This is a genomic window from Pseudomonas moorei (assembly GCF_008801475.1).
Classification (GTDB): domain Bacteria; phylum Pseudomonadota; class Gammaproteobacteria; order Pseudomonadales; family Pseudomonadaceae; genus Aquipseudomonas; species Aquipseudomonas moorei.
Genome location: NZ_VZPP01000002.1, coordinates 336423 through 349894 on the forward strand (window position 1 = coordinate 336423; position 13472 = coordinate 349894).

The 13472-nt window shown below is 58.7% G+C and carries 13 protein-coding genes and 1 pseudogene; 9 read left to right on the forward strand and 5 right to left on the reverse strand.

Annotation, left to right across the window (positions count from 1 at the left end):
* The first annotated feature begins 44 nt into the window (after positions 1–44).
* Positions 45–1628 (forward strand): ABC transporter substrate-binding protein, encoded by a 1584-nt coding sequence (locus F7R06_RS04525; protein ID WP_090326615.1) that lies wholly within the window; start codon positions 45–47, stop codon positions 1626–1628.
* A 111-nt stretch (positions 1629–1739) separates the two neighbouring features.
* On the opposite strand, the gene radC is transcribed toward F7R06_RS04525, so the two are convergent.
* Positions 1740–2411, reverse strand: coding sequence for a RadC family protein (radC, locus tag F7R06_RS04530; RefSeq protein ID WP_090326618.1), 672 nt, complete (start codon positions 2409–2411; stop codon positions 1740–1742).
* A gap of 135 nt (positions 2412–2546) precedes the next feature.
* Here radC and coaBC point away from each other — a divergent pair, with 135 nt between their 5' ends.
* The 4 genes and pseudogenes from coaBC (at position 2547) to argB (ending at position 6785) form a co-directional block, all read left to right on the forward strand.
* Complete coding sequence (gene coaBC / locus F7R06_RS04535) at positions 2547–3755, forward strand: bifunctional phosphopantothenoylcysteine decarboxylase/phosphopantothenate--cysteine ligase CoaBC (RefSeq protein WP_090326620.1); 1209 nt, start codon at positions 2547–2549, stop codon at positions 3753–3755.
* Between the two features lie 5 nt (positions 3756–3760).
* On the forward strand, positions 3761–4216 hold the full coding sequence (gene dut / locus F7R06_RS04540) for a dUTP diphosphatase (protein WP_047535088.1): 456 nt from the start codon (positions 3761–3763) through the stop codon (positions 4214–4216).
* 235 nt (positions 4217–4451) lie between these two features.
* Positions 4452–5855 (forward strand): annotated as a pseudogene (locus tag F7R06_RS04545) (phosphomannomutase/phosphoglucomutase); the annotation flags it as partial.
* Between the two features lie 24 nt (positions 5856–5879).
* The gene (gene argB / locus F7R06_RS04550; protein ID WP_047535093.1) at positions 5880–6785 is read left to right on the forward strand and encodes an acetylglutamate kinase; all 906 of its coding nucleotides are present in this window, start codon (positions 5880–5882) and stop codon (positions 6783–6785) included.
* Between the two features lie 139 nt (positions 6786–6924).
* Here argB and pyrE read toward each other — a convergent pair whose 3' ends face one another.
* Complete coding sequence (gene pyrE / locus F7R06_RS04555) at positions 6925–7569, reverse strand: orotate phosphoribosyltransferase (RefSeq protein WP_090326626.1); 645 nt, start codon at positions 7567–7569, stop codon at positions 6925–6927.
* Between the two features lie 81 nt (positions 7570–7650).
* Between pyrE and F7R06_RS04560 the strand changes: the two genes are divergently transcribed.
* The gene (locus F7R06_RS04560) at positions 7651–8430 is read left to right on the forward strand and encodes an exodeoxyribonuclease III (protein ID WP_003176915.1); all 780 of its coding nucleotides are present in this window, start codon (positions 7651–7653) and stop codon (positions 8428–8430) included.
* A gap of 76 nt (positions 8431–8506) precedes the next feature.
* On the opposite strand, the gene gltS is transcribed toward F7R06_RS04560, so the two are convergent.
* The 3 genes from gltS to rph form a co-directional block, all read right to left on the reverse strand.
* Positions 8507–9712 (reverse strand): sodium/glutamate symporter, encoded by a 1206-nt coding sequence (gene gltS / locus F7R06_RS04565; protein WP_090326629.1) that lies wholly within the window; start codon positions 9710–9712, stop codon positions 8507–8509.
* A 433-nt stretch (positions 9713–10145) separates the two neighbouring features.
* Positions 10146–10514 carry a DUF4870 domain-containing protein gene (locus F7R06_RS04570; protein ID WP_090326632.1) on the reverse strand — a complete coding sequence of 123 codons (369 nt, stop codon included), beginning with the start codon at positions 10512–10514 and terminating at the stop codon, positions 10146–10148.
* Positions 10515–10542: 28 nt separating this feature from the next.
* A complete protein-coding gene (gene rph, locus F7R06_RS04575) occupies positions 10543–11265 on the reverse strand; it encodes a ribonuclease PH (protein WP_090326635.1) in 723 nt (240 codons plus the stop codon).
* A gap of 266 nt (positions 11266–11531) precedes the next feature.
* Here rph and F7R06_RS04580 point away from each other — a divergent pair, with 266 nt between their 5' ends.
* From F7R06_RS04580 to rpoZ, 3 genes are all read left to right on the forward strand, one after another.
* Entirely contained in the window at positions 11532–12395 is an 864-nt protein-coding gene (locus tag F7R06_RS04580; protein WP_090326638.1) for a YicC/YloC family endoribonuclease, read from the forward strand.
* A gap of 12 nt (positions 12396–12407) precedes the next feature.
* On the forward strand, positions 12408–13028 hold the full coding sequence (gene gmk, locus F7R06_RS04585) for a guanylate kinase (RefSeq protein WP_090326641.1): 621 nt from the start codon (positions 12408–12410) through the stop codon (positions 13026–13028).
* 167 nt (positions 13029–13195) lie between these two features.
* Positions 13196–13459 carry a DNA-directed RNA polymerase subunit omega gene (rpoZ, locus tag F7R06_RS04590; protein WP_007921129.1) on the forward strand — a complete coding sequence of 88 codons (264 nt, stop codon included), beginning with the start codon at positions 13196–13198 and terminating at the stop codon, positions 13457–13459.
* Positions 13460–13472 lie beyond the last annotated feature (13 nt).

Below are 13472 nucleotides of genomic sequence, written 5' to 3' on the forward strand. Positions count from 1 at the left end.
ACTGCACTTGCAGATGGGCCTTCGATCTGTAAAGGAATCCGACCATGCGCCTCGCTGCCCTACCGTTGTTGCTCGCCCCGTTTTTGCTGAGCCCACAGGCCTTCGCCGCCGCCCTGAGCGTCTGCACCGAGGCCAGCCCGGAAGGGTTCGACGTGGTGCAATACAACTCGCTGACCACCACCAATGCCTCGGCCGACGTACTGATGAACCGGCTGGTGGACTTCGATACCGCCAGCGGCAAAGTGGTCGCCAGCCTGGCGGACAGCTGGGAAGTCAGCCCCGATGGCCTGATCTACGTCTTCAAGCTGCACCCACAGGTGAAATTCCACCGCACCGACTATTTCAGCCCGACCCGCGAGCTGACCGCCGAAGACGTGAAATTCAGCTTCGACCGCATGCTCGACCCGGCCAACCCTTGGCACCAGGTTGCCCAGAGTGGCTTTCCTCATGCGCAATCGATGCAATTGCCAGCACTGATCAAGAAGATCGATGCCCTCGATCCGCTGACCGTGCGCTTCACCCTGGACCATCCGGACTCGACGTTCCTCGCGACCCTGAGCATGGGTTTCGCCTCGATTTACTCGGCCGAATACGCCGACAAATTGTTGAAGGCCGGCACCACAGACAAGCTCAACAGCCAGCCAATCGGCACCGGCCCGTTCGTTTTCACACGCTTCCAGAAGGATGCTTCGGTTCGCTACAAAGCCAACCCGGACTACTTTGGCGGCAAGCCGTCAGTGGACCCGTTGATCTTCGCCATTACCCCGGACGCGAACGTGCGCTTGCAGAAGCTGCGACGCAATGAGTGCCAGATCGCCCTGTCGCCCAAACCTCTGGACGTGCAGGCCGCGCTGAAAGAGCCGACCCTGAAGGTGGAAAAGACTGACGCGTTCATGACCGCATTCGTCGGCATCAACAGCCAACATCCACCGCTGGACAAGCCGGAAGTACGCCAGGCGATCAACCTTGTGTTCGACAAGGCCAACTACGTCAAAGCCGTGTTCGAGGACACCGCCGAAGCAGCCAACGGCCCGTACCCACCCAATACCTGGAGCTACGCGAAAAACCTGCCGGGCTACCCGCATGACGTCGAGAAAGCCAAGGCATTGATGGCCAAGGCCGGGCTCAAGGACGGTTTCCAGACCACCATCTGGACCCGCCCTACCGGCAGCCTGCTGAACCCGAACCCGAGCCTCGGCGCTCAGCTGCTGCAATCTGACCTCGCGGAAATCGGCATTCAGGCCGAGATCCGCGTGATCGAATGGGGCGAACTGATCCGCCGCGCCAAGGCCGGTGAGCACGACCTGCTGTTCATGGGTTGGGCTGGCGACAACGGCGACCCGGACAACTTCCTCACACCTCAGTTTTCCTGCGCTGCGGTGAAGTCCGGCACCAATTTCTCCCGCTATTGCAATGCGGATCTGGACAAGCTGATCAGTGCCGGCAAAACCACCGGCGAGCAAGGTGTACGCAGCAAACTCTATGAACAGGCCCAGACGCAGATCCAGCAACAGGCACTCTGGCTGCCGCTGGCCCACCCGACCGCGTTCGCACTGACGCGCAAAGAGGTTGAGGGTTATTCGGTCAGCCCGTTTGGGCGTCAGGACTTTTCGAAGGTCAAATTGTAGGAGCAAGCTTGCTCGCGATGATCGTCAAGGATAAAGCGGGCAACCTGACACCCCCGCGACGTTCACGGGTTCATCGCGAGCAAGCTCGCTCCTACAGTGTTACGCACTCATTTACATCCAACCGTACTCGGCCATGGACAGTGGATCGCCATCACCGATGATGAAGTGATCAAGCACTCGTACATCGATCAACTCCAGCGCCTTTTGCAGGCGCCTGGTCAGCACCCGGTCAGCCTGACTGGGGTCGCTATTGCCCGACGGGTGGTTGTGCAGGATCAACGCCGCGGCGTTGTTTGCCAGCGCACGCTTGACCACCTCCCGCGGATGCACACTGGTATTGTCGATGGAACCGCGAAACAGCGCTTCGAAACTCAGCACCTGATGTTTGGAATCCAGAAACAGGCAGCCGAACACCTCGTGCGGCTCGTGGCGCAACATCGATTTCAGATATTCGCGAACGGCGTGCGGGCTTTCCAGTGCCGGTTTTTGCCGCGCACGCTCGGCCAAATGGCGCCTGCTCATTTCCTGCGCTGCCTGCAACTGAGCGAATTTCGCGGGCCCAAGTCCCAAATGCAGGCTGAACGTGACCAGATCGGCCTCGAGCAATGCACGCAAGCTGCCAAACTGGCTCAGCAGATGCCGCGCCAGATCCACCGCGCTTTTGCCGGATACGCCAGTTCGTAAAAAAATCGCCAGCAACTCGGCGTCTGAAAGACTCGCCGCTCCCAGCGTCAGTAATCTCTCCCGCGGCCGTTCCGCCGCCGGCCAATTGCGAATACTCATAGCACCTCCCTGTCTGTGGGCGCCGCTGTTCCATAGCGGTCGCTGTGATATCGTAGCCCATCTTTTTTGCGGGCGATTTCACTCCTGGGGAGGGGGTATCGCCCAGCAGTCATCAACGAATTGAAAGGCAGGCCTATGCAGCGGCTGTATCGGAAACGCATTGTTCTGGGCGTCGGCGGCGGCATTGCTGCCTATAAGAGCGCCGACCTGGTTCGCCGCCTGATGGATCAGGGTGCTGAAGTGCGCGTGGTCATGACCCGTGGCGGCGCCGAGTTCATCACCCCGCTGACCATGCAGGCCCTGTCCGGGCATCCGGTCCATCTGGATCTGCTGGACCCGGCAGCCGAAGCCGCCATGGGCCACATCGAGCTGGCGAAATGGGCCGATCTGGTACTGATCGCGCCCGCTACCGCAGACTTGATCGCCCGCCTGGCCCAAGGCATTGCCGATGATTTGCTGACCACCCTGGTGCTGGCTACCGACGCAGTCGTCGCTGTCGCCCCCGCGATGAACCAGGCCATGTGGCGCGATCCAGCGACCCAGGCCAACCTGCAAACCCTCGAAAGTCGCGACTTGAAAGTCTTTGGCCCGGCCTCTGGCAGCCAGGCCTGCGGCGACGTCGGCCTGGGTCGCATGCTCGAAGCCACCGATCTGGCCCAGTGCGCCGCCGACTGCTTCCAGCGCCAGGCGCTGACCGGCAAGCACGTGCTGATCACCGCCGGCCCGACCCAGGAAAACATCGACCCGGTGCGCTACATCACCAATCACAGCTCCGGAAAAATGGGCTTCGCCCTGGCTGAAGCGGCTGTTGAAGCCGGCGCTCGGGTGACGCTGATCACCGGCCCCGTGCATCTGCCGACGCCGGACCGCGTCACACGCATCGATGTCGTCAGTGCCCGCGACATGCTGGCCGCCTGCGAAGCCGCGATCCCCTGCGACCTGTTCATCGCCTCTGCGGCGGTCGCGGATTACCGCCCCGAAGTAGTCGCCCCACAAAAACTCAAGAAAGATCCTACGAACGGCGACGGCTTGTTGCTGCAAATGGTGCGCAACCCGGACATCCTGGCCAGCATCGCGACACGCCCCGACCGTCCGTTCAGTGTCGGTTTCGCCGCTGAAACCGAACACCTGCTCGACTACGCTGCCCGCAAGTTGAAGGACAAGAACCTCGACTTGATCGTCGCCAACGACGTCGCCAACCCGAGCATTGGCTTCAACAGCGAAGAAAACGCCTGCAGCGTGATCGACCGCGAGCTTCACGCCACACTTTTCGCCCAGACCAGCAAGAGCAAGATTGCTCGCCAGCTGATCACTTTTATCGCCGAACGTCTGAACCAGGTTTAATTTACATGCACGCTTTGCAAGCCAAGATCCTCGATCCCCGCATCGGTACCGAATTCCCGTTGCCGCAATACGCCACACCGGGCTCCGCCGGCCTCGACCTGCGCGCCATGCTGGAGCAGGACATCGTGATCAAGCCGGGTGAAACCGTGCTGATCCCTACCGGCCTGTCGGTCTACATCGGCGACCCGAACCTCGCCGCACTGATCCTGCCGCGCTCCGGCCTGGGCCATAAGCACGGTATCGTGCTGGGCAACCTGGTGGGGCTGATCGACTCTGATTACCAGGGTCCGCTAATGGTTTCGTGCTGGAACCGTGGCCAGACGGACTTCACCATGGCCGTGGGCGAACGCCTGGCGCAACTGGTGCTGGTACCGGTGGTGCAGGCACATTTCGAGATGGTCGAAGAGTTCGTCGAAACCCAACGTGGCACGGGTGGCTTCGGTCACTCAGGCAGCCACTGATCTCATAGGCTGTCCCCGAGGCGAGGAAACACGCATCCTCGCCATACATTTTGAGCGGCCTCAACGGGAAGGGTAGCCGCCCAAAATCAAGGTATTAGCCAACCTATTGGCCGCTGATTCCGCCAGGATGGCCTTTTCGCACCACGAACTCTCTGTGGAAAACGCCGTCATACCCTTCAGTTTGAGTCTGCCGAGTCACTCGCAGGCAGGTCCAGCCACATTCGAGATGGAGTTTCCCCAGATGAGCACCCCGGCCAAAATTGCCCCCAAGTTCCCAGACAGCATTTTCCGCGCCTATGACATTCGCGGCACCGTCCCGGAATTTCTGAACGCAGAAACGGCCTACTGGCTCGGTCGCGCCATCGGTGCACAAAGCCTCGCGCAGGGCGAACCCAATGTATCCGTTGGCCGTGATGGTCGCCTGTCCGGCCCGGAGCTGGTGGAAAAACTGATCCAAGGCCTGGCTGAAAGCGGCTGCCACGTCAGCGACGTCGGCCTGGTGCCAACGCCAGCGCTGTACTACGCCGCCAACATTTTGGCCGGCAAATCCGGGGTCATGCTGACCGGCAGCCACAACCCATCGAACTACAACGGCTTCAAAATCGTCATTGCTGGCGATACCTTGGCCAACGAACAGATCCAGGCACTGCATGAACGTCTCAAGACCAACAACCTGAGCAGCGGCCAAGGCAGCATCACCCGGGTCGAGATCCTCGATCACTACACCACCGAAATCGTCCAGGACATCAAACTGGCCCGCCGCCTGAAAGTAGTCGTGGACTGCGGCAATGGCGCCGCCGGTGTGATCGCTCCGCAGCTGATCGAAGCGCTGAATTGCGAAGTCATTCCGTTGTTCTGCGAAGTCGACGGCAACTTCCCGAACCACCATCCGGATCCGGGCAAGCCTGAAAACCTCGTCGACCTGATCGCCAAGGTCAAGGAAACCAACGCTGACATCGGCCTGGCCTTCGACGGTGACGGTGACCGTGTCGGCGTGGTGACCAACACCGGCAGCATCGTCTATCCGGACCGCCTGCTGATGCTGTTCGCCCGCGACGTGGTGGCGCGCAACCCGGACGCCGAAATCATCTTCGACGTCAAATGCACCCGTCGCCTGATCCCGCTGATCAAGGAATACGGTGGCCGTCCGCTGATGTGGAAGACCGGTCACTCGCTGATCAAGAAGAAAATGAAACAATCCGGCGCCCTGCTGGCCGGCGAAATGAGCGGGCACATCTTCTTCAAGGAGCGCTGGTTCGGTTTCGACGATGGCATTTACAGCGCCGCGCGGCTGCTGGAGATCCTCAGTAAGGAAAAATCATCGGCCGAAGAGCTGTTCGCGACCTTCCCGAATGATATTTCTACGCCGGAAATCAATATCCATGTGACCGAAGAGAGCAAATTCAGCATCATTGATGCACTGCACGACGCGCAGTGGGGCGCAGGCGCTGACCTGACCACCATTGACGGCGTGCGAGTCGACTATGCCAAAGGCTGGGGCCTGGTTCGCGCGTCCAACACCACACCGGTGCTGGTGCTGCGTTTCGAGGCCGATGACGAGGCTGAATTGCAGCGCATCAAGGACGTATTCCACGTTCAACTGAAGCGTGTTGCACCTGATCTCCAACTACCGTTTTGATTTATTGAAGCACCGGAGCCCTGAATGACCCTCGAACGCGAAGCCGCCGCCAACACCGCCAAGGTCCTGTCCGAAGCACTGCCCTACATTCGCCGTTATGTCGGCAAGACGCTGGTGATCAAATACGGCGGCAACGCGATGGAAAGCGAGGAGCTGAAAACCGGCTTCGCCCGCGACATCGTGCTGATGAAAGCCGTGGGCATCAACCCGGTAGTCGTTCACGGTGGCGGCCCGCAAATCGGTGATTTGCTCAAGCGCCTGTCGATCGAAAGCCATTTCGTCGATGGCATGCGCGTCACCGACGCTGCGACCATGGACGTCGTTGAAATGGTCCTCGGTGGCCAGGTCAACAAGGACATCGTCAACCTGATCAACCGTCATGGCGGCAGCGCCATCGGCCTGACCGGCAAAGACGCCGGGCTGATTCGCGCGAAAAAGCTCACCGTCACTCGCCAGACGCCGGAGATGACCCAACCGGAAATCATCGACATCGGTCAGGTGGGCGAAGTGGTCGGGATCAACACCGAACTGCTGAACCTGCTGGTCAAAGGCAACTTCATCCCGGTGATCGCGCCCATCGGCGTCGGTGAGAACGGCGAGTCATACAACATCAACGCTGACCTGGTGGCCGGTAAAGTTGCCGAAGCGCTGAAAGCCGAGAAGCTGATGCTGCTGACCAACATTGCCGGCCTGATGGACAAGTCGGGCAAGGTCCTGACCGGTCTGAGCACTCAGCAGGTCGACGATCTGATCGCCGATGGCACCATCTACGGCGGCATGTTGCCGAAGATCCGTTGCGCGCTGGAAGCGGTTCAAGGCGGTGTGGGCAGCTCGCTGATCATCGACGGTCGCGTGCCGAATGCGATCCTGCTGGAAATCTTCACCGATACCGGTGTGGGTACCTTGATCAGCAATCGCAAGCGTCACTAAGCGATAGTGCAAAAAAAGACCCCGCTCAGCCAGGCTGAGCGGGGTCTTTTTTTGCCTGCGATCCCTGTAAAAAACTGCCTTTCCTGTGGCGAGGGAGCTTGCTCCCCCGTCACAAAAGCTCGTCCCAAAGGGAATTACATCAAACGCCGAACTGAGCGCGGTACGCTTCTACAGCCGGCAAGTGCTGCTTGAGCTGCGGATCATCAGCCAGGAATTCCAGCACCTGGTTCAGCGAAACGATGCTGATCACCGGGATACCGAAATCGCGCTCCACTTCCTGGATCGCCGACAGCTCGCCGTTGCCACGCTCCTGACGGTTCAGGGCGATCAGCACGCCAGCGGCCTTGGCGCCGTCCTGGGACGCGATGATTTGCATCACCTCGCGAATGGCGGTGCCAGCGGTGATCACGTCGTCAATGATCAGCACGTTGCCGGTCAATGGTGCGCCGACCAGGCTGCCGCCTTCGCCGTGAGCCTTGGCTTCCTTGCGGTTGAAACACCAGGGCAGGTCACGGTTGTGATGCTCGGCCAATGCCACGGCGGTGGTCGCCGCCAACGGGATGCCTTTGTAGGCTGGCCCGAACAGCACATCGAAGGAAATACCGCTTTCGGCAATGGCTGCGGCATAGAAACGCCCCAGCTGCGCCAGGGCCGAACCTGTATTGAACAGGCCGGCATTGAAGAAGTAAGGACTGGTACGTCCGGACTTCAGGGTGAACTCACCGAAGCGCAAAACGCCGCGATCGATGGCAAAACGAATGAAATCGCGCTGATACGCTTGCATGGAAAAACCCCAAATACCACGGATTTAGCTAATTAGCTTGACGCCGTGTATCATACACGCACGCGATTTTTGGGGCCATTTATGCGGATCATCAGTGTGAACGTCAATGGTATTCAGGCTGCAGTCGAGCGTGGTTTGCTCAGTTGGCTGCAAGCACAGAATGCCGACGTCATCTGCCTGCAGGACACCCGCGCCTCCGCCTTTGAACTGGACGATCCAGCCTTCCAACTGGATGGATACTTCCTTTATGCCTGCGATGCCGAAGTCCCCGCCCAAGGTGGCGTGGCTTTGTATTCGCGGCTGCAACCGAAGGCTGTCATCAGCGGTCTCGGTTTCGAGACGGCCGACCGCTACGGGCGCTACCTGCAAGCCGATTTCGACAAGGTCAGCATCGCGACCTTGCTGCTCCCTTCGGGGCAGAACGGCGATGAAGACTTGAACCAGAAGTTCAAGCTAATGGACGACTTCGCCCGTTACCTGGATAAACAGCGACGCAAACGTCGCGAGTACATTTACTGTGGCTCGCTGTACGTGGCGCAACAGAAGCTGGATATCAAGAACTGGCGCGACAGCCAGCAATCCCCGGGCTTCCTGGCACCTGAACGTGCCTGGATGGACGAGATTGTCGGCAACATGGGCTATGTCGATGCCCTGCGCGAAGTCAGCCGTGAAGGCGATCAGTACAGCTGGTGGCCGGATAATGAACAAGCCGAAATGCTCAACCTCGGTTGGCGTTTCGACTATCAACTGCTGACCCCGGGTCTGCGTCGCTTCGTACGCAGCGCACGCTTGCCACGCCAGCCGCGGTTCTCGCAACACGCGCCGCTGATCGTGGACTACGACTGGACGCTGACCATCTAAGCGTTGCATCGAATGAAAAATGCCCGTATCGCAAGATACGGGCATTTTTTTTGGATCATCAGCAGTGTTCGGATCTTCAGGCAGCGGCGAAGATCGGCAACGCAAGGTACAACTTGATCACGATCACATTAATGATGTCGATGAAGAACGCCCCTACCATCGGCACCACCAGAAATGCTATCTGCGAAGGCCCATAACGCTGAGTCACCGCTTGCATGTTAGCGATCGCCGTTGGCGTGGCACCCAGCCCGAAACCGCAGTGTCCTGCCGCCAGCACTGCCGCATCGTAGTTGCTGCCCATGACCCTGAAAGTCACGAACATCGCGAATAGCGCCATGACCAGGGTCTGCGCAGCCAGGATAATGAAGATAGGCAACGCCAGTGCAGCCAGGTCCCAAAGTTTGAGTGACATTAGCGCAATCGCCAGAAACAGCGACAAGCTGACATTACCCAGCACTGAAACTTCACGCTCAAACACCTGATACAAGCCAAGTGCGGAAAGACCGTTGCGCAAAACCACACCCACGAACAAGACGCAAACGAACGTCGGCAGCTCAAAGGCGGTGTCCTTCAACAGACCATTCAGGAGAGAACCTGCCAGCAAACTGACCGCAATCAGCGCGAGCGTCTCGATGAACGAAAATGGCGTGATCGAGCGCTCTTTGTTCGGTTGCTCAAAGCCCCTGGGCATCCCTGGCTTCGCTTGCTCAAGGCCGGGTACCTGAACACGGTTGATGAGCAGGCGAGCGACCGGCCCACCAATCAATCCGCCCAGGACCAGGCCAAAGGTTGCAGAAGCCATCGCCAGCTCGGAAGCAGAGGCCAGGCCATACTTCTCGCTGAACGTCGCGCTCCACGCCGCGCCTGTACCGTGCCCACCCGCCAGCGTAACGGAGCCTGTCAGCAGGCCCATCAAGGGATCGAGCCCCAACGCCGTTGCGAGACCGATGCCCATGGCATTCTGGACCACCAGAAGCCCGATGACCGCCAGTAGAAAAATCCCCACTATGCGCCCGCCTTTCTTCAAGCTGGCGAAGTCTGCACTCAAGCCAATGGTGGCAAAAAACGCCAACATCAAGGGTGTCTGCAGTGAAGTATCAAATCGAACTTCAATGTCCAGGCCTCGCAGGGCCAGGAGAGCCAGAGCAACCAGCAGTCCTCCTGCTACAGGTTCAGGGATATTGTAAGTACGTAAAAAGCCGACACGCGTGACAAGCCCTCGTCCCAGTAACAGCACCAGGGAGGCAGCCACAAGTGTTCCGTAAAAATCGAGCTGAAACATTGGAATAATTCATTGATATATATTCAGGGGCGAACTTTTTACCTGGACTCGCCTCTTGAACAGGTTGATCACTCAACACTGATTAATTGAGATTCAAGGACCGTCAATGGTTTGAATATATCGAAATATTTCTAGATAAATATTACTTGGCGCAACCTTATCAACCACCAAGTCGCATTGCCAAGCAGATAGGCCGTGTTAAAGCGTTGCAGTTGTGACTAAACGTGTAAGACGATTGTATATATGTGTATGAGAAAATTTCTGCAGCGCCTGAATTTTGCAGTGACAACCGTTACACACAACTTGAAACATTCAACTGTTTTTAGAAGAGCAAATGCCCCGAAATCGGGGCATTTGTTTTAAATCGAAAAAGATAAGCGAGTAATGTCGTCTTTTCTGGTCAACAAACTCATGCCGACAGGGCACGGATTGCTTATTTGATCAGCCGCCAGGTGAACGGATACCGATAAGGCACCCCTTCATTGGCTTTCACTCCAGCAATAATGGTCAGTACCAACGCACCAATCGCGATCAGACCAAACAGGAAGAATCCGACGATCACCACCATCAGCAAAAAACAAATGGCAGAAGCTATGGCGACAGTGAGCTGAAAGTTCAGTGCTTCCTTGCCCTGCGCATCGACAAACGGGTCCATCTCACGCTTCATCTGCCAGAGAATCAATGGGCCGATCAAGGTACCGAATGGAATCCAGATCCCCAGCAAGGCGGACAGGTGACAAAACATCGCCCACTGCCGAACCTCTTTGCTCGGGGTGGGAAGCAGCTGCTGTTCGTCACTCATGGCGCCCTCCTTGCCTGGACCATTCCGGTTAGTCAGCCAGTGCAGCCTTTTGCAGGTCGAAGATCTCGTTCATGCCTTTCTTCGCCAGTTCCAGCATGGCGTTCAGCTCTTCAGGCTGGAACGGTGCGCCTTCGGCAGTACCCTGGACTTCGATGAAACCACCGGTACTGGTCATCACTACGTTCAGGTCGGTCTCGGCTGCGGAGTCTTCCAGGTAATCGAGGTCCAGCACTGGCTCGCCCTGATACATGCCCACCGAAACGGCTCCGATCATTTGCTTGAGCGGGTCGCCGCCCTTCAGGCCGCCGCGCTTCTTGATCACTTTCAAGGCATCGACCAGCGCAACCATGGCGCCAGTGATGGATGCGGTGCGGGTGCCGCCGTCAGCCTGGATCACGTCGCAGTCGACGTACAGGGTAACGTCGCCCAGCTTGGACATGTCCAGCGAAGCGCGCAGGGAACGGCCGATCAGGCGCTGGATCTCCAGAGTGCGACCGCCTTGCTTGCCGCGGCTTGCTTCACGCTGGTTACGCTCACCGGTGGCGCGCGGCAGCATGCCGTATTCGGCCGTCAGCCAGCCCTGGCCCTGACCTTTGAGAAAACGCGGCACGCCATTCTCGACGCTGACGGTGCAGATGACTTTGGTATCACCGAACTCGACCAGTACAGATCCCTCGGCGTGTTTGGTGTAGTTGCGGGTAATGCGGATCGAGCGGAGCTGATCGGCAGCGCGACCACTTGGACGTTTCATAAGGGATACCTGTACGGGGACGGAAAACTGCGGAGCATTATAGAGCCGACGGCCACCGCTGGGCACTTCTAAAAAAATCCTCCGACGACCGAAGGCTCTGAACAGCCCGTCGCCGAAGCTTTGCAGCCGTTTGTGACAGCCTGTGTTTGGGCGCATACGTACCACTGCGCTACAATCCTGCGCCTTTGCTGCCAGTCGGCTTAAATTCATTGATATCGGATGACCGGAATCGCTGTTCCGGCCGATCTGCATTGCGAGGTACCGCCATGGTGCACAGCATGACCGCCTTCGCCCGCGTCGAGAAAGCCGGCGTTCAGGGCACCCTGAGCTGGGAACTGCGCTCGGTCAACAGCCGGTACCTGGAACCCCACTTGCGTCTGCCCGAGTCTTTTCGCGACCTTGAAGGTGCCGTGCGCGAAGCCCTGCGCCAGGGCGTGTCCCGGGGCAAGCTGGAATGCACCCTGCGCTTCACCGAAGAAAACACGGGCAAACCGCTGCAAGTCGACCAGGCGCGCGCCGCGCAATTGGTCGCCGCCGCCGAGACGATCGCCAGCCTGATCAAAAATCCGGCAGCGCTGAACCCCCTCGAAGTCCTCGCCTGGCCCGGCGTGCTGGTAGGCGATGCCACCGACCCGCAAGCGCTGAACGCCGAAGCACTGGCGCTGTTCAACCAGGGACTGAAGGAACTCAAGTCCGGCCGCGAGCGCGAAGGCGCGGAGCTGGCGCGGTTGATCAACGAGCGCCTGACCTCCATTGAAGAAGACGTGGTGACCTTGCGCGAATTGGTCCCGCAGATGCTCGCCACCCAGCGTCAGAAGGTCCTCGACCGTTTCGCCGACATGAAGGCCGAGATGGACCCGCAGCGCCTGGAGCAGGAAATGGTCATGCTCGCGCAAAAGAGCGACGTCGCCGAAGAACTGGATCGCCTGAGCACTCACATCATTGAAGTTCGCCGGGTACTCAAGTCCGGCGGCGCTGCCGGACGGCGCCTGGATTTCCTGATGCAGGAGCTCAACCGCGAAGCCAACACACTGGGCTCCAAAGCCTTCGACCCGCGCAGCACCCAGGCTGCGGTCAACCTCAAGGTGTTGATCGAGCAGATGCGCGAACAAGTGCAGAATATTGAGTAAGGCATTCCCGACATGACCCACAGCACCGGCACCCTGTACATTATTTCCGCCCCATCGGGCGCGGGCAAAAGCAGCCTGGTCAAAGCCCTGACCGACGCCGATCCGGAGATCCGCGTCTCGATTTCCCATACCACCCGGGCCATGCGCCCCGGTGAAGTGAACGGCGTGAACTACCACTTCGTCGAACGCAGCGAGTTCGTGAAGATGATCGAGCACGGGGATTTCCTCGAGCGCGCCGAGGTTTTCGGCAATCTCTACGGCACCTCGCAAAGCCACCTGCAGCAGACCCTCGACGAAGGCCACGACCTGATCCTGGAAATCGACTGGCAGGGTGCCGAGCAAGTGCGTCAACTGATGCCCAAGGCCCGCTCGATCTTCATTCTGCCGCCATCGCTTCAGGCCCTGCACCAACGCCTGACCAATCGTGGCCAGGACAGCGACGAGATCATTGACGGCCGCATGCGCGAAGCCGTCAGCGAAATGAGCCATTATGTCGACTACGACTACCTGATCATCAACGACGATTTCGCCCACGCGCTGCACGACCTGAAGGCAATTTTCCGCGCCAATCAGCTGCAACAGAAACGCCAACAACAGCGTTTTGGCAAATTGCTGGCTGAATTGCTCGGTTAAACAGCTCTTCCCAAAACCGCTGCGAGGGCTTTACATTGGCACTTGCAGCGCGTTGAAGGGCTTGATCAAAAAATCAGCGCTTCCCTAATCGCTGGTGATTTTTTAAACTGTTGAGTCCGCTCGCCCATCCGGGCAGCGCGCATATTGCATTTGCTACGAGGAAGACCATGGCCCGCGTAACCGTTGAAGACTGCCTAGAACACGTGGATAACCGCTTTGAGCTGGTCATGCTCTCTACCAAGCGTGCCCGTCAACTGGCCACCGGCGGCAAAGAGCCGAAAGTAGCATGGGAAAACGACAAGCCTACCGTCGTCGCCCTGCGTGAAATCGCTGAAGGCCTGATCGACTACGCAGCTATCGCCGAAGCCGAAATCGTTGAAGATGAACCGCTTTTTGCTGCATTCGAGGACGAGTCCAACGAGGCCGTCTAAGCCTATGCCTGGT